Source organism: Methylosinus sp. PW1, assembly GCF_000745215.1.
GTDB lineage: Bacteria > Pseudomonadota > Alphaproteobacteria > Rhizobiales > Beijerinckiaceae > Methylosinus.
In genome coordinates, this window is record NZ_JQNK01000009.1 from 1,804,371 (window position 1) to 1,824,008 (window position 19,638).

A 19,638-nucleotide genomic window follows, 5' to 3' on the forward strand; every position below is an offset into this window, starting at 1 on the left:
TCTGTTCGACCGGCGCCCGATTACTGAGCCCGGGAGGCGAGGCAGGAACCTGTGGCGGCACGGCGACATTCACCTCATGTGTTCAACGGCGGAGAGGTTTCCGGCCGGCGGGGCGGCGCAAAATTAGGCCAGCGATGCGGGATTGTGCGCTTGCGCTGGCCGTCGCCCAGGATCTTCGCCACGGCGACCTTCGTGTTGTCATACAATATCGACAGGGGTACGCCTCCGAAGAAGGCGAAAGCCGACACATGGCCGTCGAGAAACGCCTCGGTCGTCTCCGTCGCATAGGCCTTCACGAAGCAGGCGTCCGAATGTGGCAGGTCGAAGCAGAAAAAATGCAGCTTCATCGGGGCGCCGCCGATGACGCCGACGCATTCGCCGAAATCGACTTGCGCGTGACCTGGCGGATGGGCGAGCGGAATGAACACTTCCCGCGAGCGCGTCCGCGCTAGGCGCACATAATCCTTCACCACCGTGTAGCCGCCGGCAAAGCCGTACTCGTCCCGCAATCGATGGAAAATCCGCTTCGCCGTATGCCGCTGCTTGGGAGGCGCCGTCCGGGCGGCCTCCAGGATCGCGTCGATCACTGGAACCAACGGTCCGAGCTTCGGCCGCTCCGGCGGCTTGGTCCGCACATAGCTGGGAGGAGCCGAGTAGCGGCACATCTTGGCGATCGTGTCGCGGCTCAGGCCGAATGTCCGCGCCGCTTCCCGCCGGCTCTTTCCTTCAATGAAAACAAACTGTCGAACCGCTGCATAGGTCTCCACCGCAAACATCCCCGGCCGCCTCTTCCGAATCACGCTTCGGAAATGGTCCGCCTCCAATGTGGCCAGCTTTTACGCCGCCGTGTACAGTCAAAATTGCACGCCGAATAACAGGCGATGATATCCTTGAGGATCGAGTTCCAATCCACGCCCGTGCGCGACCGGCGACATCGGCGGGAGACGCATCGTCTCGGTGCGCAAGTCGTTCCAATCCACGCCCGTGCGCGACGGGCGACGGCTTCGGCGCGCGCCTTGTCGGCGGCCTCGCGCTTGGTTCCAATCCACGCCCGTGCGCGACGGGCGACAGCGCAGCGCGCGCCAGCGACGGCCGCCCGCGAGTTCCAATCCACGCCCGTGCGCGACGGGCGACCCGCCTCGATAGTCACGAGGTCCGCATCTGACGGTTCCAATCCACGCCCGTGCGCGACGGGCGACAGATCAAGACGCTCAATAGCGGCGACAAGGTCGCGTTCCAATCCACGCCCGTGCGCGACGGGCGACCTTCGCTCATATCCAGCCGCTCGCGGGGAAGGCAAGTTCCAATCCACGCCCGTGCGCGACGGGCGACCGCCTGCGCCGCCGAGGATTGGCGATACCGACGTGTTCCAATCCACGCCCGTGCGCGACGGGCGACCTGGCCGGCGGCGAGCGAGACGCCGACGTCCTGGTTCCAATCCACGCCCGTGCGCGACGGGCGACACAAAGATTCGCCCGTGGCTTCCGCCGAGATCGCGTTCCAATCCACGCCCGTGCGCGACGGGCGACCTGGACCTATGGACAGGTCCCGACTGCCGGGCAATGGTTCCAATCCACGCCCGTGCGCGACGGGCGACCATCGCCGCGTATGAGGCGGCGGAACGTGAGCTTGTTCCAATCCACGCCCGTGCGCGACGGGCGACGCGAGCCCCCCAGCGCCTGCTCTGGCGAAGATCGGTTCCAATCCACGCCCGTGCGCGACGGGCGACTTCCTGCGATCTTAGATTTGCGCGACGATTATAACGTTCCAATCCACGCCCGTGCGCGACGGGCGACTCAGATCATCATCGATCGTAATGCGCTGCGTCGGTTCCAATCCACGCCCGTGCGCGACGGGCGACGAGCCGCGCCATTGCCGATAAGCGCGTGCGCGGCGGTTCCAATCCACGCCCGTGCGCGACGGGCGACCCGCCCATTCCGGCAAAGGAATTGGCGGCGATCTGTTCCAATCCACGCCCGTGCGCGACGGGCGACGCCGACGAAAGCCTATTCGGCGGACATTCAAATGTTCCAATCCACGCCCGTGCGCGACGGGCGACTCACGCGCGACGCGCATGTGTCGCTCGGGGGCGCGGTTCCAATCCACGCCCGTGCGCGACGGGCGACTCGGGGATCGATACGACGGCGCAGCGGATGAGGATGTTCCAATCCACGCCCGTGCGCGACGGGCGACTGGCAATATATGTCGTTCGGCGCGAAATCGCTGGCGGTTCCAATCCACGCCCGTGCGCGACGGGCGACATCCGTCGCGCAGATGTAAAGCGTAGGTTCGTCGGTTCCAATCCACGCCCGTGCGCGACGGGCGACGCCACCGAGCCCCGTGCGGTTGTCGAGCCCGAACTGTTCCAATCCACGCCCGTGCGCGACGGGCGACCGAGAAGGTCGATCAAATTGTAGCCGGTGTAGCCGGTTCCAATCCACGCCCGTGCGCGACGGGCGACATGTCTCGCCCGAAGCTCGGGGCGCAGCTCGCCGAGTTCCAATCCACGCCCGTGCGCGACGGGCGACCGCCAAGCGCATCCGTCGAAAACCGGCGAGTGGGTCGTTCCAATCCACGCCCGTGCGCGACGGGCGACGTCGCCGCGCAATATATCGACGCGAGGTCGCTGGTTCCAATCCACGCCCGTGCGCGACGGGCGACGAGGCGCGTCCGATAGCGGCGAGAGACACAGCCAGTTCCAATCCACGCCCGTGCGCGACGGGCGACGCGGATCCAATGTGACCGAGGTCACGATCACGGTGTTCCAATCCACGCCCGTGCGCGACGGGCGACTTATGCGTCCAATCCGCTCGAGCGCCGCATGATGGTTCCAATCCACGCCCGTGCGCGACGGGCGACGCGGAGATCGCCGTCTCGACGACGACGGCGCGGAGTTCCAATCCACGCCCGTGCGCGACGGGCGACCGGCGATCTTCGAGCGCCAAGAGGAATCTCGCGGTGTTCCAATCCACGCCCGTGCGCGACGGGCGACCTGGGCACGGCACATCGCTGCCGCATCCGCGAAGTTCCAATCCACGCCCGTGCGCGACGGGCGACTTCATCATCGACAGCATAGAACTGCCCAATCGATTGTTCCAATCCACGCCCGTGCGCGACGGGCGACGCAGGGGAGTGATCGCCTGAGCGACGTAGCTCTGTTCCAATCCACGCCCGTGCGCGACGGGCGACGGGGCGTTCCTGGAAATATTCGGGGAACTCGTTTTGTTCCAATCCACGCCCGTGCGCGACGGGCGACCCAAGCGCCAGAGCTGATCTGCGCAACCCCAGTTGTTCCAATCCACGCCCGTGCGCGACGGGCGACGAAGGTGTATTTGTTGTTGGCGACGGAACCGATGGTGTTCCAATCCACGCCCGTGCGCGACGGGCGACTCACGTCGCATCCGGGCGCGAACTCCTCCATACGGTTCCAATCCACGCCCGTGCGCGACGGGCGACTAAATGTCCTTCGATCGCTCTACAGCATCTTCGCTCGTTCCAATCCACGCCCGTGCGCGACGGGCGACATTAGCATTCACCGCCGCCGCATTAGCATTCGCCTTGTTCCAATCCACGCCCGTGCGCGACGGGCGACTCAAGGCCGCCGAGAGCTGCGCCAAGCGTCTGAGCGTTCCAATCCACGCCCGTGCGCGACGGGCGACATGAATTTCTCGCCCGACAAGGCGGCCTCGCGCGAGTTCCAATCCACGCCCGTGCGCGACGGGCGACCGCATGCGAAGCTGCATCGCAACGGGCTTCGCGCCGTTCCAATCCACGCCCGTGCGCGACGGGCGACATCTCGTCGGCATGGATACCGAGCAAGGCAAGTGGTTCCAATCCACGCCCGTGCGCGACGGGCGACCGGGGGCGTGGGCTGGGCAGGCCGGAAAAGTCGCGGTTCCAATCCACGCCCGTGCGCGACGGGCGACTGCGATCGCCGGAGACGGTTTTGACGAGCCGAGAGTTCCAATCCACGCCCGTGCGCGACGGGCGACAGATGGCCGATGATTTGTCGCTCTCCGGACAGGTGTTCCAATCCACGCCCGTGCGCGACGGGCGACCCCGCTCGCCGGCCTGTTCGGAACCGCTGGCCAGTTCCAATCCACGCCCGTGCGCGACGGGCGACGAGCAGGCCCCGGCTGCGGCGTCGGCCGCGGGCTGGCCAGTTCCAATCCACGCCCGTGCGCGACGGGCGACGCACGCAACTCTCCGAAGCCCTGACCTGAGAGGACGTTCCAATCCACGCCCGTGCGCGACGGGCGACGGCCGGGGGCGGGGCCTTCCGGCTCGGCGAAGGTGTTCCAATCCACGCCCGTGCGCGACGGGCGACGCGCCGGCTCGCCGCCGAGAATGCCGAGCTGAAGTTCCAATCCACGCCCGTGCGCGACGGGCGACGGCGATCTCGGCTCGGAATAGCGGTGTGAATGAGGTTCCAATCCACGCCCGTGCGCGACGGGCGACAATCGGAGCGGGTGAGATTGAGCGACTCCAAAGAGTTCCAATCCACGCCCGTGCGCGACGGGCGACTGAGGGTCGGCGAGCCGTTCGTGGTGTTGGCCGTGTTCCAATCCACGCCCGTGCGCGACGGGCGACGCGATTTCGGCGCGGGCGTCTGCCAGCATCGGCGTTCCAATCCACGCCCGTGCGCGACGGGCGACTCTCTCGGTGCGCCTCCGACCGAGACCGGGCTGGCGTGTTCCAATCCACGCCCGTGCGCGACGGGCGACGAAATGCTTCAGATAGCCGCGCGCGCGGATGATCGTTCCAATCCACGCCCGTGCGCGACGGGCGACCAAAGCCGGCAGTCGGATGGGTCATTCTCGATGAGTTCCAATCCACGCCCGTGCGCGACGGGCGACCATGCACGCACGGCGCGTTCTGCACCTGTGCTGAGTTCCAATCCACGCCCGTGCGCGACGGGCGACCAGCGTGAAATCAGGTCTTCAACGCTCGCTGGGTGTTCCAATCCACGCCCGTGCGCGACGGGCGACATCTGCGTCGGCTTCTTCACGTCCAGGTACGCAGTGTTCCAATCCACGCCCGTGCGCGACGGGCGACGCGATTAGCGAGCGCGGTCGTGGCCTCCTTGTCGTTCCAATCCACGCCCGTGCGCGACGGGCGACACGTCGTTCAACACTTGGACGACGCCGTCCGGTTGGTTCCAATCCACGCCCGTGCGCGACGGGCGACTCGGCATGGCGACGATCTTCGGCGGCGCGGCGATGTTCCAATCCACGCCCGTGCGCGACGGGCGACCTCGACGCTCGAAACTTGGCGGCGGCACCGGATTCGTTCCAATCCACGCCCGTGCGCGACGGGCGACCGCACAGGATGCGCTCAGCCTGACATTGAAGAAGCGTTCCAATCCACGCCCGTGCGCGACGGGCGACAGGATGACCCCGACGCGCGGCGGCCGCTGAACCAGTTCCAATCCACGCCCGTGCGCGACGGGCGACGGCCCGATCGGGGCGCGTTCAACGCCAGCAGCCTGTTCCAATCCACGCCCGTGCGCGACGGGCGACGTCATTTGTGCCGTCGAGGACGACGGCGTCGCCCGTTCCAATCCACGCCCGTGCGCGACGGGCGACCTTCGGCTCGGCTCCGGTCAATCTCGCCAAGATGTTCCAATCCACGCCCGTGCGCGACGGGCGACGCCGTCCGCCGGTCATATCGTCGGCTACACGGGCGTGTTCCAATCCACGCCCGTGCGCGACGGGCGACAACCCTCCCGGATGTTTCCGGGTCGGTGTCAGGGTTCCAATCCACGCCCGTGCGCGACGGGCGACCTCTGCAACGGGTTCTCGATCGGGATCGAGTTCGTGTTCCAATCCACGCCCGTGCGCGACGGGCGACCGCGCCAAGATAGGACATTGATCGGATGAACAAAATCGAGATCTGCGCGCGAACCGATGCGATTGAACGCTCGGACAGGAGGCCACCCTGCGAACGCAGATCGTCAGGTAGTTGATAACAAGCTCTTTTCCGGCTCCGCGAACCCTCCGGCCTCTGGCCAGCCGCTCGGCGTTCGCGCTCGGAAAATCCTGCTGCTGTTCCGGCCCGACGCCGAAACCGAAATTTCCGGAAATTGCGAAGACGTTTTCCGAACTAGAATAGCCGTGTCGGCATTCGAGCATCGGCTCATATGATCATCGGCGCGTCGAAATCGACAGCCGGCTTGGCTCCGACATGCTCCACGCGGCGGCGCCAGTTGCTGCCGAGAAAATAGAAGCGAAGACTATCCTTGTCCGGATCGATCTCGCCGATCAAACGAGCCCGCAGCATCGCCCATTGCGCCGGATCGACCTCGCATTCGAAGACAGAGAACTGCACACGTTGGCCGACATCTCGGCAGGCTTTGGCGATTCGCCTCAGCCGCCTGCGGCCCGCCGCCGTCACCGTTTCGACATCGTAGCTGACGAGCACCATCATACGGGTCTCGCTCCTATTTCCAGATCATCGGCGGATAACCGTCGAGATCGCCGCGCACAGCCTTGGCCAGCAGCTGCGCCTGAATGTGCGGCAGCAGGCCGATGGCGAGCTTCTCCTTCAGAAAAGGATGCTCGATGTCCTCGCGCTTGCGCTCCTGAAACGCCGTCAGCACTTGCTTGCGGGCGTCGTCGCCGAGGAGCACGGCGCCGTTTTCGAATCGACGGAAATCCTTGACGCCGATCTCGCCGCGATTGATCAGGGTCAACGCCAGCCGATCAGCCAGATGGGGGCGCAGCTCCTCCATCAGATCCAGCGCCAGGCTCGGGCGTCCAGGACGCAGACGGTGCAGAAAACCGACAGCCGGATCGAGGCCGACGCGTTCGAGCGCCGATCGGCAATCGTGAACCAGCAAGGTGTAGAGAAAGGAGAGGAGCGCATTGACCGCATCGAGCGGCGGACGGCGCGAGCGTGCGCCAAATCGTAGACCCGGATCCTTGGCGCGGATCAGATGATCGAATACTCCGAAGTAGGCGCGCGCGGCTTCGCCCTCCACGCCGCGCGCCTCGTCGAGCGTTTGCGGCTTCAGGCAACGACGGGACGCGTCGGCCAGATGATCGATCGCAGATTGGAGAGCGCTTCTAGCCGTCTCGTCCAAGCTGTCGCCATGATCGCGCAACCCCCGTTGCAGCACGGCGCGCTGATTGGACGCTTTGGCGATGATGATCGCCGCAGCGAAAGTCGCGCTCGCCGCCGCGCTCTCATGCGCGCGGAACTGATCGCGCCGCAACAACACATTGCCGGAGACCGGCCCTTCGACGCGGGCGAGAAAGCGGCCATGCTCGGTCAAATGCGTGATGGCGATTCCCGCCTCCATCGCCGCCGCCGTCAAGCCGACGGAAATGGTGACACGGCCGAATGGCGCAATGGCGCCGAGCTTGTGCATCGGCACACGCAGACGCTCCACGCCCTCCACTTCCACCACGACGTTCTCTCCGTCCTTGTGCACATAGGCGCCTTCGGTGGAGACATAAAGCGTGTTGAGGTAGCGGCGGTCGACCATTGCATCTCACCCCTCGATCATGTGTGCGATCCACCGCGCCACCTGACCGCCGTCCGCCGTCGCTCGTGGCGCGCATGTCTCCAGCAGCGAGCAGGCCCGGCAATGTTTGGCCTCATAGGCGGCGTGAGGAACCGAGCCGGAAAGGATCATCGCTCGTGCAGCGGCCGCGGTTTGCGCGGTCAATCGGCGCAAATCGGCATCGAAGGCGACCGCGACACGGCGCCGCGTCTCGCCATAGAAGAGCGCGCCTTGCGGAACCTCGACGCCGAACATTTCCTCCAGCGCGGCGCCCTGGGCGCATAGCTGAACTTCGTCCGCGCGATGCGCCTTCGGCGACCCACGCTTGTATTCGACCGGGAAGGGATGGATGCGTCCGTCCCGTTCATGCAGTTCCACGACATCGGCGACGCCAGACACACCGAGCGCGATCGAGCGGATCGGCATGGCGGTGGCTGTGCGCACGCCGCGCCGGCGCGATGCGCCCGGCTGATCGGCCTTGTCATGCAGGATGCGCCCTTCGGCGGTGAAGCGGTTCTCGCTCCAGACCTGCTCGACGTGAATCAGCGCGCATTGGCGCGGGCAATAGAGCATGTGCTGGAGCGCCGAGAGGGGGATCAGATCGGCCTCGTCCATGACCCCCTCTCCCTTTAGATGAGATCCAGCGCCTTGACGCCGGCCGGCAGCGGCGCCTCGTCCAAAGTCACGAGATAGTCGGAGAAACTGCGCGGCGGACCGTCCGAGCCGGGCGCGCGGAGCACCTTCACACGCTCGAACAGCTTGGAGGCCGGGGCGTTGCCGAGATCGCTCTCATGCTCGAAGACGATGAGGCGGCGGGCGGTCATCTCGCCGCGCGCCGCCGAGCGGTCGTGATCGAACATCTCGCCGAGAGCCCGCCAGAACAGGGAGAGATCCTCCTCGGAAAATCCGGTGCCCTTCCTCGCGTCATTGGCCAAGCGGGCGGAGATGAAGCCGTGGGCGCGATAGAGGCCGTAGGGGACGATGTGCTTGCGGCCCATGGTGCGGTCGTTGGAGAGCGCATCCTTCTCATTCGTCACCGAAGATCGCGTGATCGACACCTCTAAGGGGACGATCGGATCGAGCGAGCGGCCGAAGGTGAGTTGGATCGGTCCACGCACTTGGCCGACGTTGACTTCCGTCGACATCACCGCGCCAAAAGTGCGGATGTCGAAGAATTGATCGCACATCCATTTGGTGAGCGCTCCCGCCTCTTCTTCTTTCTTCGGCAGCTTCTTGGGCTCCGACGTCAGTCCCGTCGCCGCATATGCCTCACGATGTTGCAAATTCAGCACAGCGCGTTCGGCCATGTAGATGCGGTAGCCGGGCTCGTCGCCGCGAACGAGGGAGACGAAGTTGCGCACCTTGCGCTTCAGGCAGACGTCGGTGACGAGGCCGAGGCCGGTTTCTGGATCGAGACGAGGCAGATTGCCGGCGTCAGGATCGCCGTTGGGATTGCCGTTGGCGACATCGAAGAGATAGACGAAATCATAGCGATGAGTAATGGCGGACATGGGCTATTCCTCGGTGTCGTCGACGGCTTCGATCTCGGGGGTGCGTTTGGTGAAAAGCTCGGCCTGCTGGTGATAGAAGCCGACGAAGAATCGCCCCTGCCCGTCGAGATCCAGCGAGGGCGGGAACGGCTTCGCCGCGCCGAGGCCTCCCATGATCTCGCTGATTTCCTTTTCCAGACTGATCGCCCAGCCTTTCTTGCCCTTCTTTTTCGCCGCCGACAGATGATCCTGCGCGCCACGCAACAAGATGGGAAAGACGCGTGAAGGCGTTGCCGACGCCGCGCCGACGTATCGATCGCGAATACCGGCGTTCACATCGCCGACTCCGGCGCGCTGCACGACCTCGAGCACGGCGAAGAGTCGCCCCAGGCGATAGGCGGAATCGGGTTCGTCTCGCGAAAGCGACACGGGAACCTCCTTGTTGAAACGAGAAAGGGTGGCCTTGATGAGCGCCGCGCGGTGGCCGTTGACATCGTGATCGGCGCGAAGCCGGCAGAGAACCAGGGTCAGCAGTGACAGCGGATAGTGGCCGCCAGTCAGAACCGCGCGAGCGAATTCGCCGGCGAGATGGGAGGGAATGTTCTCGGATTTGCGTTGTGCGGCGAGCTCGACGAGCAGACGCCAAAAACTCGGCGGCGTCTTCCATGGCGGCGGCTCCAGCCGCAGATCCTCGAAATGCCGCGTCAGTCTTTGCGCCAATTGCCGGATCGTCGTGTCCAGCCAGAAGCGCACTGAGATGCGCGCGGCGTTGGGAGAGAGGCCGAGGACGTAGAATTTCGTCGCTGGACTGACGGAGGCGCCGGGGACCGCCCGGCCCTCGGCGATCATCGCCAGCTTTTGGAGGAGGTCGCGCTCCTGCGTCTCGGCGTCTGGAGCGGGCGCGGACTCGGGGGCGCCCGTTTCGGCGGAAACGCCGAAAATCTCAGCGAAGACGTTTTCCGCGTCATAGGGCTCCTCCTCGCCTTCCGGTTCGGCCCAGAACACCACCGTCGCATCGCCGATCTGCACGCGGTTGCGGCGTTCCGCCAAAAGCCCGTTGAGCGCGGTGGTGTAAGCGAAGGCGGCATATTCGGAGACGGGGGCGTTCTCGCCCTGCTCCTTGCCGAAGGAGGTGAAGGCGGATTGATTGAAGGATACGATCGCCGCGCCCGACGACTGGGCTCCGCGCACGCCCTTGATGGAGGGATGCAGCCGCGCGACCGGCGCATCCTGCCCGGTCACAAGGCAAAGCCCGGCGGCGCCTCCGGCGCCGGCCGAGCCCGCGACGATTTTTCGCGCCGCGGGTCGATTGTGAAGCCAGTCGTCGCCGTCGAGCCGGAAGACGACATTGGCGTCCAGCATGTCCGACGCATGTGGCAACTCATCGTAGCGTTGGGGATCCCAGCCGTCGAGAAACGCCAGAAACGCCTTCAGGCCGACGTCTTCCGTTTCGCCGATCGCCTCATGCTGGCGCTGTCGGAAGGCGCCGAACTCCTCGGCGCCGGGCCTCAATCCCTTCTTCGCCGCACGCTTCGACTCCTTGGCCGGATCGGTGGCGCCGAACACATAGGACGTCTTGTCCCATAATAGATTCGCCGCGATGCCGACCGTGCGCTTGACCGGCTGCGGCACGATCATGCTCTCGGGAACGAGCTTGCCCTTCACCAGCTCGCCGAGCGGGACCGCGTCGACGACCGAGCCATCGGCCGCCAATGTCACGCCATAGGCGATCTTCTCCGAGGAATACCCCGGCACGGGCGCCTCGCCCTTCGCCGCCATGCGCTCGTAGCGCCGGACCAGGGCCGCGAGCATGCTCATCGCTTCGCCCTCGCATCTTCCATGCGCGGCGGCTCGATGACGCCGTCGATCATTTCGGCGCGGAAGAACACCGGGCGGGATCCGGCTGAAAAATCGATATCGAGCAGCATGAACCCGAGATCGCGGCTTTCGGAAATGGCCGGCGGCGGTTCGCCTTCGATCAGCTCGAAATCCGCGGCGAACTCGCGCGCGCCGAGACAGGGCCGTTGAAAGCACTGGCCGGAACGGGCGCGTCGACGGGCCATGTCGATGTGCTTGGCGTCATTGTCCTGCGGCCCCCATTTGCTGGTGCGCTCGAAATGCGCCTCGATGACATAGGCCACGTCGCGCAGCACGGTGGCGGCGCGCTGCTGGCGATCCTCGTCCACCAGCGTGACGAGCTCGTCGAGCCGCCCAGAGCGCATCGCCGACCGCACGCTCGATTCCGCAATCTTGGAGCCCACCTCGTTGCGACGAATGCTCTCGAAGCGGATGGGCTTCAGCACATGAATGCGATCGATGATCCAGCGGATCGCCGGCTTCCAATGAATCGCCTCGACAACGCCGCGCGCCGCCGAGGGCGTCATCACATCATAGGAGACGCGCTCCACTTTCATCTCGGGCCGAGTAAAACAGGCGCGCTCGCCCCAGACATGCAATTTCAGACCAAAATCCCGGGTCGAATCGGTCAATGCAGCCTCCCAAAATCGAGCTCATGCTCGGCCGTGGGGGCGCGCCGTGCAACGGCGGCTTATTTCAATCAACAGTTTTGTTCGATCGACTGAAATCGGGACGGAACACGCGTGTGTTCCGTCCCCCGTTCTCCTCACGAGATCGATTATCGGCATGTTCCAATCCACGACGAGAAGGAGGTTCGTTCGGGGGCGGCGCAGGTAACTTCCCTATGGAGATTTCCACCTCTCCCCTAAAAAGAAATCGAAACTCCAGCACCTTAGAAAGCTGCGTCCAGAACCAGAGCCGCTCCATGGCCGAATCTCCTTTGTCGACGGAGATCGTTCTAAAGCCATCGATCATTGCAAGTCAAGTTCATGCCCATAATAGATCAAACAATCAAACGCCTTGCCTCCTCGAACGCCGGGTCCGACACGTCGAGCCCGACGTCGGCGCGGTAGAGGCCCATATCCGACAGCACGACGAACTGCTCGCCGAAGCGCTCGGGCTGGATCACTTCGGCGGCTCGTCGCTGGATCAGCCTGGCGCGATCCCGCGGCGGCACGTTCACCAGATAGCGTTGCAGCCGGCGCGCAACACCGCCCACCCATTCCGCATGACGAAGCGCGTCGATCTCCTTTCGCGCCGTCTCGTCCCAGCCGATCAGCAAGGGCGCCATTGCGTCGTCGATCATCTTGAACCGCCGCGCGATCGATTCCATCGGCAATTGCAACGGCTGCCCTCGTTTTGGCGCATAGGCCCGCAACAGCTTCAATATCTCGTATTCGTCGAGCGCGGCGTCTCCCTTCAGCCAGAAGAGCGCCTGGAAATAGGCCTCGATCGCGGGCGGATCGAGCAGCGAGCCTTCGAGCTCTCCGCGTTCCAGCCTGCGCCAGACCTCCTTGGTCGCCGACCATCGCTTTTGCATCTCGGGATGGCCATTCCCGTCTGCCGCTTCGAACACCAGAACGCGGCTCTCCGACGCGGCTCGCCGGCCCTCGCGATTGCAGCGTCCGGCCGCTTGCGCGATCTGGTCGAGCCCGGCCTCGGCGCGCAGCACGAGGGGAAAGGAAATGTCGACGCCCGCCTCGATCAGCGAGGTCGAGATCACGCGCGCCGGCCGTTCGTTCGCCAAATCCTGCCGGATCGCGTCGAGCGCCTCGGAGCGGTGCGCTGCGCACATCATGGTGGACAAATGCCGTGCGCCATCCTCGCGGCGGATGAGAGCGAACAATTCGCGGGCATGCTTGCGCGTATTGACGATGGTCAACGCCTGACCTTGCCGCAAGATCCGTTCGGTGAGCGCCGCGTCGTCCTGCCTGCCGATCGATTCGATCTCCACGCGTTTTAGAACCTGAAACAGCGGCGTCTCGTCGGCGATGATCGGCCGAACGTCGCGCAGGCCGCCGACAAAGGATTTTTCCGACTCAGCGGGCCGCTCCAGCAGGGCCGGCTGGGTCGCGGTCGACAGCACGATCGTGGTTCGGTAATTGCGCGCCAGCTCGTCGATCGCCAGCACGATCGGCCTCAGCACGGGCAGAGGCAAGGTTTGCGCCTCATCGAGAATGACCACCGATCGAGCGATGTTATGCAGCTTGCGGCAGCGCGCGTTCTTGTTGTGGAAGAGGCTCTCGAAGAATTGCGCCGCCGTCGTCACCACGATCGGCGCATCCCAATTCTCCTGCGCTAGCTTCAGCTTGTCGCGCATCTCCGGCGCGTCGCCCTCGCGCCTGATCTTGGTGTCGTCGAAAGCGCCGTGATGCTCCAGCACGGCGCCTTTCAAATCGCCGAATGCTTCTCGATAGACCTCCGCCGTCTGCTCCACCACCGAGGTGAAGGGTATCACCACAATGACCCGATCGAGTTCTTTAGCAATCGCATGATCGAGCGCAAAGGCGAGCGAGGCGAGCGTCTTGCCGCCTCCGGTCGGCACGGCGAGAGTGAATATCCCCTGGCCGGTATGGGCGCTGGCGCGGGCCGAGGCGAGGATCGCGGCGCGGGCGTCGTTCAAGGGCCCAGGATGCTCGCGGCGCGCCCTCTCGCATTTCGCAGCCAGAAAGTCATCGAGCCTTCGCTTCAAATCGGCGAGCGCAAACTCGCCTAAGCCGCGCGAGATATTCCGGCGTTCGTATTTTGCGTAGAACGCCTCGGTGGCGAGGAAATCCGCGTCCACCAGCGCCGAGAAGACCATGCGCGTGAAGAATGAGAGACAAAAAGCCGCGCTCACACTGCCGTCGTCGCGGCCCGATTCCTTGCGCGGTTTGACTGGCGGCGCGCTTGGCGGCGCCGGGAATGTCAGTCCTTCGGCCGACCACAGGGATTTCTGCTGCTCCAGATCCCCCACGCAATATCCCAACCGTTCATCGAGCGGCGTGATGTCGACGCTGGCCTCACCATCCCGTGTTCCGTCCATCAATCCCGTATGGTGCCCGGCTATGATGGGGGCGAGAAGGCCCGCAAAAACGCCAAAAAGCTCCCGGGCCAACGCCGCACCCGGCCCCGCATGATCGAAGGGCGCCTTGGCCCCTCTCAACCGGGCCTGGAACCGTGGATCGACCTTGCCGAAATCATGCAGCCAACCGGCCTTTGCTCCGTAGTCCGCAGCGCCGAACTTGCCCGCCCGGGCTTCCGCCAAATCTTCTACTTGCTTTAAATGCTTCTCGAGCGGTTCCCAGGTCGACTCGTCCGGACGGTCTGTCGAATGCGCATAAATCGGCATCGCGGCCGCTCCAAGTCGAGACCGATAAAATCCGAGCTTATGATAGGCTCGTCTTTCGATCTAGCCCATTCCATGAACGTCGAAGTCTCTCTCGAGCAAGCTCTCGACGGCTTTCAGGGTGCAGAGAGCTCGGCCTCAGGACAAGCGGCGACAGACGCCGCGTCGAGCACTCGTCTTTCGCTGGATCGCTTTTTGCGGAAGCTGATGTCGACGCCGAGCCTCGTCGCCTCGGTGCGGACGAACACGCTTCGCTCCTTGTCTCAGGATTTGGCCCTGTAGCGTCTCGGCATAGCCGCGAATGACGTCATTGTCATCGAGGGTACGATAGAGGCGGCGGGCCACTTCGCCTCCTCTGGCGCGCTCAGCGTCGATATTCGCGGTTGCTCGTTGAAGCGGCGGACCAGCTCCTCGAACATCGTGCCCATGGCGTGATTGTCGAGCCCCGGATGCTTCACCGAGCCGTCGCCGTTCAGGACCGGCTTGGGGCCGAGATTGATGGAGGAGTCGAGAAACTTCTCGATCAATGTGCCGAGAACGTCGGCTTTCGACAGCTTGGGGATCTGGTTGCGGAACTCGAAGCTCTCGAGGATTTCCTGAACATTGGGCGAGAAGCCGTCGAGATAGGCTTCGAAGTCCGCCTTCAATTGCGCCTGGCTCGAGCGGTTGCGGAGATCGCGCAGGGTGAAGCGCGAGGTGTTGTAGAACGCCTGTCCAGACGCCTGCCGAAGGGCGGCGTCCTGATTGGCGACGCCGGCCTTGTCGAGATTGGTTTTCATCGTCAGGACAGCCTGCTTGGTCGGCTCCAGCACGGCGTCGAGCCGGCGGAGAACCGTCATCGGCAGGATGACGTCTCGGTATTTGCCGCGGACATAGAGGTCGCGTAGCGCGTCATCGGCAATGCCCCAGATGAAGTTCGTGATCCAGTTCAGATCGCCGTTGCTCATGCCTGTCCCTTGAATGCCTGAAATCTCATCGTCTATCTGCGGTCATTCCCAATCGAGGCGTGAACCCTCGCCGTTCGATATCGTACGCCCTCTCCCGCGCCGTCGCGCGGCTCGATGAATTCGACGCCGTAGTTCTGTTCCAGAGCGGTCGCCAAGTCGAGCAGGACCTTCCGGCGGCGCGGATCCATGCGGGCGCTTTCGTCGGCTTCGATCTTGGCGACCGTCTGCCGCGTCACGCCGACGAGCGCGGCGAGCGTGCCCTGGTCGATGCCGACCAGGCCGCGCGCCGCGCGAATGAGCCGCGGCGACGGCCAGACGAGATTTGTTAACTCGCTGTTAACCATATTGCCTACATCGATTGCATTTTGTCACCGAACCTGTTGCAAAACCCGACTTCGGATGCAAAATGTCATCGAAGAGAGGAGCAAACAGGTATCCCATGAAGACCTTTTATCAGGCCTACATCGCCAGCGCTGCCTGGCGCGATAGCCGGGTGAGAATTGCGGAATTCGTCGCCGCAGGACACCGATGCCGCATTTGCAACGCGGAGGGCGCGGAGGCGGGCCTCGAAGCGCACCACCGGACCTACGAACGGCTGGGGCGCGAAGAGCCTGGCGACCTGCTCGCCGTCTGCCGTGACTGCCATCGCGTGATCACCGACCATCTCCGGCGACGTCGATATGCGCGCCGGCGCCCGGTGACCGCCGACGTCAGGAGACCGCTCGTCGGTCCGGTTTCCTTGTTCGACCCGACCGCCAGACGCGGAGCACGCCGATGAGCGCGGAGCAGATCCACTTCGAGATCGAGGGGATTCGTCCTCTGCTGATGCATTCCTCGCGGCTTGTCGATCCGCTCGACGACATCGCCATCGGCCTCAGGAGGCTTACGGCGAAACGAGACAAGACGGCCGCGGACCACGAGGAAATCGCGCGCACGGAATGGTTCGGCGGTCTCTGGCTGAATGAAGGACAACCCTGCATTCCGGCAGAAGCGATCGAATCGGCGTTCATCGCCGCCGCCAAATCCAAGCGGAAAGGCAAGGCGGGAAAGGCCGGCTTCCTCTGCGCCGATCCAGCGACGCTTCGCTACGACGGGCCGCGCGACGTCGAGGAGCTGTGGGCGGATCGGAGTTTTCGCTTTCGCTATCCGGTCAATGTGGCCGGGTCTCGCACCATGCGGACGCGCGCCCGTTTTCCGACATGGCGGGCGACCGTCTGCGCGGAATTCCTGCCGACGGTGCTGAATCGTCGCGACGTGATCGAAATTCTCGAGATCGCCGGCTCCAGGGAGGGGCTCGGCGATTGGAGACCCAAATTCGGGCGCTTCACCGTGAAGGTGCTCGATTGACCGCGGTGTGGCGGGGCGTGGCCCGGCGAGGCATTGCACGGCCCGGCGTGGCGAGGCGAGAGCTGAAAAGCTGCTCCTGACTTTCATCCCTGTGTCCGCGGGGGCCGTTTCCGACGTCGTTCTGATCCGGCTCCCGCGATTCCCGAATTTCGACGCGCTCGGTGCGAGCGCGATCAGGAGAGCTATGCATGCGTCCCTATCATGACATCGAATTTCATCGAGCGTCGTCTTCGCTCGTTTGGTGGAGAGATCTTCCGGCCAATGCCTTCACGAGCGCGCATGAGGCCGCGTTGTCGCGGGAGTTGGCGCACCTCTTCGGCGCCGACTGGCGCGCCTCCCGTGACGATGCGGCGGTCGCGATCGCTCGCGCCATTCGCACGCTCCATGACAAGAGCGCTCCGGCCGACGCCGTCGACGCCGTGATGTCCGCCACGCTGCTCCACGTCCTTCATGGCGATGCCGCTGCGCGCGAAATCCTCATTTTCGGCCTGTGTCGCCAAAAATCGCTCGCGTGCGACCTCATCGCGGATGGGTGGGGCTCCGCGCCGGTGATCCGGACGCCTTGCGCGTCGCGGTCGCCGCGTCGTCGTCAATCTCGCATCGCGCAATGACAGCAAAGCGCGCGCCGGACGGCGCACTTTTGTCGTCGGTGCATCACCGCGACTTGGACAGGCAATTTTTCTGGAGTGTAGGTTATGTGTGACACGTTATTTCTTGGGTATGATCCGGCCGAAATCATTTGGCGAGCGAGGCTTCTTGCAGACGATATAGAGCGCCTCCTCGCAGAGGGACGCCCGTCGGACAATGATCTCGGCGCCGCTCCGATCCTCGATCAGTGGGTGGTCGTCGCGCGAGCGAGACCCGCGCTCGCGGGCTTGACGACCGGCCATCCCGTGCTCACGGATCATAGGCCCATCATCACCTCGGATTTGTTCGCGCTCGACGCCGACGCCGGCTGGGCGCGCACGGCGAGCCGCTTCTATCGCCTCGGCCGTCCCGGCGGCGCGGCGCGCGGGAGGGATCAATGAGCAAGCTTTCGCATCTCAGAGACGACCTCTTCGACCGCCCCGACGATGACGACGACGTGCCGGCGCCGAGCGGCGTCGCCGACGCGCTGGCGGGGGCCTGCCTCGGGGCGGCCCTGCCCGCGGATCTGCGCCGGCGCATCCGTCGCGGCGATACGGTGGCCGTGGTCGTCCAGGTGCCCGGCGCCGACTGGTGCGATCCGATCGCGCGCGCCCTTCGCAAGGATCCGCACCAGCTCGTCTGCCTGCCGCGGGACGGCTCATCCCGTCGCGACCACGATCCCGCGCACGGCAACGACGGGGTCGCCGCGGATCTCGCGGGAGGGCGTTCCGTCGTCGGCGTCTCGCAGGATCCGCAACGGTTCCTGCCGTCCGCGCTTCTCTCGGCGGCGGACGCTCGCGTCACGGTCATGGCGCCGGGCGCGGCGATCCTTCGCCGGCTCATGAGAAAGTTCGCGCGCGGCAAAGCGGACGTGCCCGACGACATCGCCCTCGGGCTCTCCTTCGCGGAGATCGTCTGCGCCTTCCGCCCCGGCGCGGCGGCGCGCGACGTCGTCGCCAATCTGATGCGGGCCGCCGACGCCAAGAAGGCGGCGACCGTCAGCGCGATCGGCGACGCGGACGACATCCCGCCGATCGACTGCCTGCCCGCCGATCTGCGCCGGCTGGCGCAGGACATCGCGTCGGGCGTCGCCGACTATCGCGCCGGTCGAATCCGCTGGCGCGACGTGCGGACGCCCGGCGTGCTGCTCGCCGGCCCGCCCGGCGCGGGAAAGACGACCTTCGCCGCGTCGCTGGCCCGCGCCATGGACGTCCCCCTGATCGTCGATTCCTGCGGACGCATGTTCGCGCGCGGCGGCGACGCGGGCCATCTCGGCACCATCGCCAGAGCGATGCAGGACATCTGCGACGCCGCGCGCTCCGCCGCCGTCGCCGCGGGCGCCTGCGTCCTCTGCATCGACGAGTTCGAGGCGGCCTGTCCCGACCGGGCGTCGATGGACCGGCGCGGCCGCGACTTCTGGACGCCGATCGTCACCCTGGTTCTGACCCTGCTCGAGGATCACGCCGGCGTGATCGTGGTCGCCGCCTCGAATTTCGCCGATGCGGTGGACGCCGCCGCCGTCAGGCCGGGCCGGCTGACGCGCATCGACGTCGCTCCGCCCGGAGCCGACACGCTCGCGCGGATCCTGCACTGGCGGCTCGGCGACGCGCTCTCGGGCGTCTCGGACGCCGATCTCGTCGCGACGATCCGCCTCGCCGGGCCCGGCGCGACGCCGGCCCATGCGGCGCATTGGGCGCGCGACGTCCTCCACGCCGCTCGCGCCGCGCGCCGCGACGCCGGGCTCGACGACCTGCTGCGTGTCGTGGCGCCGCCCGATCACCGCTCGCCCGCCGACCGGCGCGTCGCCGCCGTCCACGAGGCCGGGCATTGCGTCGCCTATCTCGACGCGGGGCTGACCATCGCCTCGACCTCGATCGTGGCGCGCGGCGACGCCGGCGGGGAGACCCGCGCCGCCGGGCGCCGGCCCGAGTTCCCGACGCGCGCCGACCTCGACGCCGGCGTCGCGCTGCTGCTCGCGGGGCGCGCCGCCGAGGAGGTCGTCCTCGGCGCGGCGTCCACCGGCGCGGTCGTCGATCTGGCGATGGCGACGCGCGCGCTGGCCGACGGGCACGGCGCCCACGGGCTGGGCGACACGCTGCGGCACCGGCCCGACCCGGCCGGTTCGCTGGCCTTCGATCATGGATTGCGCGCCGCCGTGGAGGCGGATCTCGCCCGGCTGCACGCCCGCGCGAAAGACCTGATGCGCCAGCGCCGCGCCGACGTCGAGCGCATCGCCGACGCGCTGCTCGACCGCCGCTTCCTGACCGGGGACGACGTCGCCGCCCTGTTGGCGACGCCGCCGGTCCGCAGCGGCGGCCCGAAGGACGGAGCGAAGAACGCCAAGCCCGGCCCGAAGGTTCGCGGCCCGAATATTCGCGGGAGGAATTCATGAGGGACGGCGACCTCCTCGACGACGTCGTCGCGTGCCTATGAACGGTGCGCGAGCGGCTCGGCGCCAACGTCTACCGCGCCGCCGAGTTCGCCGGTCCGTGTGATCGAGAGCGCTGTCCTCGACGAGGCCGATCGTCGAGCCCGACA

Annotated in this window: 15 protein-coding genes, 1 pseudogene and 1 CRISPR repeat array; of the genes and pseudogenes, 5 read left to right on the forward strand and 11 right to left on the reverse strand. The window is 65.7% G+C overall.

The annotated features are described in order from the left end of the window. Positions 1-143: 143 nt before the first annotated feature. The 11 genes and pseudogenes from istA to K369_RS18390 form a co-directional block, all read right to left on the reverse strand. Positions 144-776: pseudogene (gene istA / locus K369_RS18340) on the reverse strand (IS21 family transposase); the annotation flags it as partial. 125 nt (positions 777-901) lie between these two features. Continuing rightward, positions 902-5,850: a CRISPR direct-repeat array (repeat unit 32 nt; unit sequence GTTCCAATCCACGCCCGTGCGCGACGGGCGAC). 285 nt (positions 5,851-6,135) lie between these two features. After that, positions 6,136-6,426 carry a CRISPR-associated endonuclease Cas2 gene (gene cas2 / locus K369_RS18345; RefSeq protein ID WP_036293104.1) on the reverse strand — a complete coding sequence of 97 codons (291 nt, stop codon included), beginning with the start codon at positions 6,424-6,426 and terminating at the stop codon, positions 6,136-6,138. A 13-nt stretch (positions 6,427-6,439) separates the two neighbouring features. Beyond that, positions 6,440-7,486, reverse strand: a complete 1,047-nt coding sequence (gene cas1c / locus K369_RS18350) for a type I-C CRISPR-associated endonuclease Cas1c (protein ID WP_036293107.1) — start codon at positions 7,484-7,486, stop codon at positions 6,440-6,442. A gap of 6 nt (positions 7,487-7,492) precedes the next feature. Beyond that, on the reverse strand, positions 7,493-8,119 hold the full coding sequence (gene cas4 / locus K369_RS18355; protein WP_036293109.1) for a CRISPR-associated protein Cas4: 627 nt from the start codon (positions 8,117-8,119) through the stop codon (positions 7,493-7,495). Positions 8,120-8,133: 14 nt separating this feature from the next. Further along, positions 8,134-9,015: a type I-C CRISPR-associated protein Cas7/Csd2 gene (gene cas7c, locus K369_RS18360; RefSeq protein ID WP_036293112.1), complete on the reverse strand. Its 882-nt coding sequence runs from the start codon at positions 9,013-9,015 to the stop codon at positions 8,134-8,136. A gap of 3 nt (positions 9,016-9,018) precedes the next feature. Further along, on the reverse strand, positions 9,019-10,812 hold the full coding sequence (cas8c, locus tag K369_RS18365) for a type I-C CRISPR-associated protein Cas8c/Csd1 (protein ID WP_051949378.1): 1,794 nt from the start codon (positions 10,810-10,812) through the stop codon (positions 9,019-9,021). Continuing rightward, entirely contained in the window at positions 10,809-11,483 is a 675-nt protein-coding gene (gene cas5c, locus K369_RS18370) for a type I-C CRISPR-associated protein Cas5c (protein WP_036293113.1), read from the reverse strand. The genes cas8c and cas5c overlap by 4 nt, the downstream gene beginning before the upstream one ends. Before the next feature lie 64 nt (positions 11,484-11,547). Further along, the gene (locus K369_RS27275; protein WP_198033155.1) at positions 11,548-11,778 is read right to left on the reverse strand and encodes a hypothetical protein; all 231 of its coding nucleotides are present in this window, start codon (positions 11,776-11,778) and stop codon (positions 11,548-11,550) included. Positions 11,779-11,854: 76 nt separating this feature from the next. Beyond that, positions 11,855-14,182, reverse strand: a complete 2,328-nt coding sequence (locus tag K369_RS18375) for a CRISPR-associated helicase/endonuclease Cas3 (RefSeq protein WP_036293114.1) — start codon at positions 14,180-14,182, stop codon at positions 11,855-11,857. A 260-nt stretch (positions 14,183-14,442) separates the two neighbouring features. After that, positions 14,443-15,126: a type I restriction-modification system subunit M N-terminal domain-containing protein gene (locus K369_RS18385; RefSeq protein WP_036293117.1), complete on the reverse strand. Its 684-nt coding sequence runs from the start codon at positions 15,124-15,126 to the stop codon at positions 14,443-14,445. A gap of 32 nt (positions 15,127-15,158) precedes the next feature. Further along, a complete protein-coding gene (locus tag K369_RS18390) occupies positions 15,159-15,470 on the reverse strand; it encodes a helix-turn-helix transcriptional regulator (RefSeq protein WP_036293119.1) in 312 nt (103 codons plus the stop codon). Between the two features lie 95 nt (positions 15,471-15,565). Here K369_RS18390 and K369_RS18395 point away from each other — a divergent pair, with 95 nt between their 5' ends. From K369_RS18395 to K369_RS18415, 5 genes are all read left to right on the forward strand, one after another. Further along, the gene (locus tag K369_RS18395; RefSeq protein ID WP_036293121.1) at positions 15,566-15,904 is read left to right on the forward strand and encodes an HNH endonuclease; all 339 of its coding nucleotides are present in this window, start codon (positions 15,566-15,568) and stop codon (positions 15,902-15,904) included. Further along, positions 15,901-16,473 carry a hypothetical protein gene (locus tag K369_RS18400; RefSeq protein ID WP_036293123.1) on the forward strand — a complete coding sequence of 191 codons (573 nt, stop codon included), beginning with the start codon at positions 15,901-15,903 and terminating at the stop codon, positions 16,471-16,473. The genes K369_RS18395 and K369_RS18400 overlap by 4 nt, the downstream gene beginning before the upstream one ends. Before the next feature lie 302 nt (positions 16,474-16,775). Then, positions 16,776-17,084 carry a hypothetical protein gene (locus K369_RS18405; RefSeq protein ID WP_156967969.1) on the forward strand — a complete coding sequence of 103 codons (309 nt, stop codon included), beginning with the start codon at positions 16,776-16,778 and terminating at the stop codon, positions 17,082-17,084. A gap of 84 nt (positions 17,085-17,168) precedes the next feature. Continuing rightward, positions 17,169-17,501 carry a DUF6634 family protein gene (locus K369_RS26640; protein ID WP_156967970.1) on the forward strand — a complete coding sequence of 111 codons (333 nt, stop codon included), beginning with the start codon at positions 17,169-17,171 and terminating at the stop codon, positions 17,499-17,501. Continuing rightward, the gene (locus K369_RS18415) at positions 17,498-19,492 is read left to right on the forward strand and encodes an AAA family ATPase (protein WP_051949383.1); all 1,995 of its coding nucleotides are present in this window, start codon (positions 17,498-17,500) and stop codon (positions 19,490-19,492) included. Before K369_RS26640 ends, K369_RS18415 begins: the two co-directional genes overlap by 4 nt. The last annotated feature ends 146 nt before the right edge of the window (positions 19,493-19,638 follow it).

Excerpts from the sequence above, each read along its gene's own strand:
- cas2 (WP_036293104.1), bottom strand. The coding sequence starts at position 6,426 with ATGATGGTGCTCGTCAGCTACGATGTCGAAACGGTGACGGCGGCGGGC.
- cas1c (WP_036293107.1), bottom strand. The coding sequence starts at position 7,486 with ATGGTCGACCGCCGCTACCTCAACACGCTTTATGTCTCCACCGAAGGC.
- cas4 (WP_036293109.1), bottom strand. The coding sequence starts at position 8,119 with ATGGACGAGGCCGATCTGATCCCCCTCTCGGCGCTCCAGCACATGCTC.
- cas7c (WP_036293112.1), bottom strand. The coding sequence starts at position 9,015 with ATGTCCGCCATTACTCATCGCTATGATTTCGTCTATCTCTTCGATGTC.
- cas8c (WP_051949378.1), bottom strand. The coding sequence starts at position 10,812 with ATGAGCATGCTCGCGGCCCTGGTCCGGCGCTACGAGCGCATGGCGGCG.
- K369_RS27275 (WP_198033155.1), bottom strand. The coding sequence starts at position 11,778 with ATGGAGCGGCTCTGGTTCTGGACGCAGCTTTCTAAGGTGCTGGAGTTT.
- K369_RS18375 (WP_036293114.1), bottom strand. The coding sequence starts at position 14,182 with ATGCCGATTTATGCGCATTCGACAGACCGTCCGGACGAGTCGACCTGG.
- K369_RS18385 (WP_036293117.1), bottom strand. The coding sequence starts at position 15,126 with ATGAGCAACGGCGATCTGAACTGGATCACGAACTTCATCTGGGGCATT.
- K369_RS18390 (WP_036293119.1), bottom strand. The coding sequence starts at position 15,470 with ATGGTTAACAGCGAGTTAACAAATCTCGTCTGGCCGTCGCCGCGGCTC.
- K369_RS18395 (WP_036293121.1), top strand. The coding sequence starts at position 15,566 with ATGAAGACCTTTTATCAGGCCTACATCGCCAGCGCTGCCTGGCGCGAT.
- K369_RS18400 (WP_036293123.1), top strand. The coding sequence starts at position 15,901 with ATGAGCGCGGAGCAGATCCACTTCGAGATCGAGGGGATTCGTCCTCTG.
- K369_RS26640 (WP_156967970.1), top strand. The coding sequence starts at position 17,169 with ATGTGTGACACGTTATTTCTTGGGTATGATCCGGCCGAAATCATTTGG.
- K369_RS18415 (WP_051949383.1), top strand. The coding sequence starts at position 17,498 with ATGAGCAAGCTTTCGCATCTCAGAGACGACCTCTTCGACCGCCCCGAC.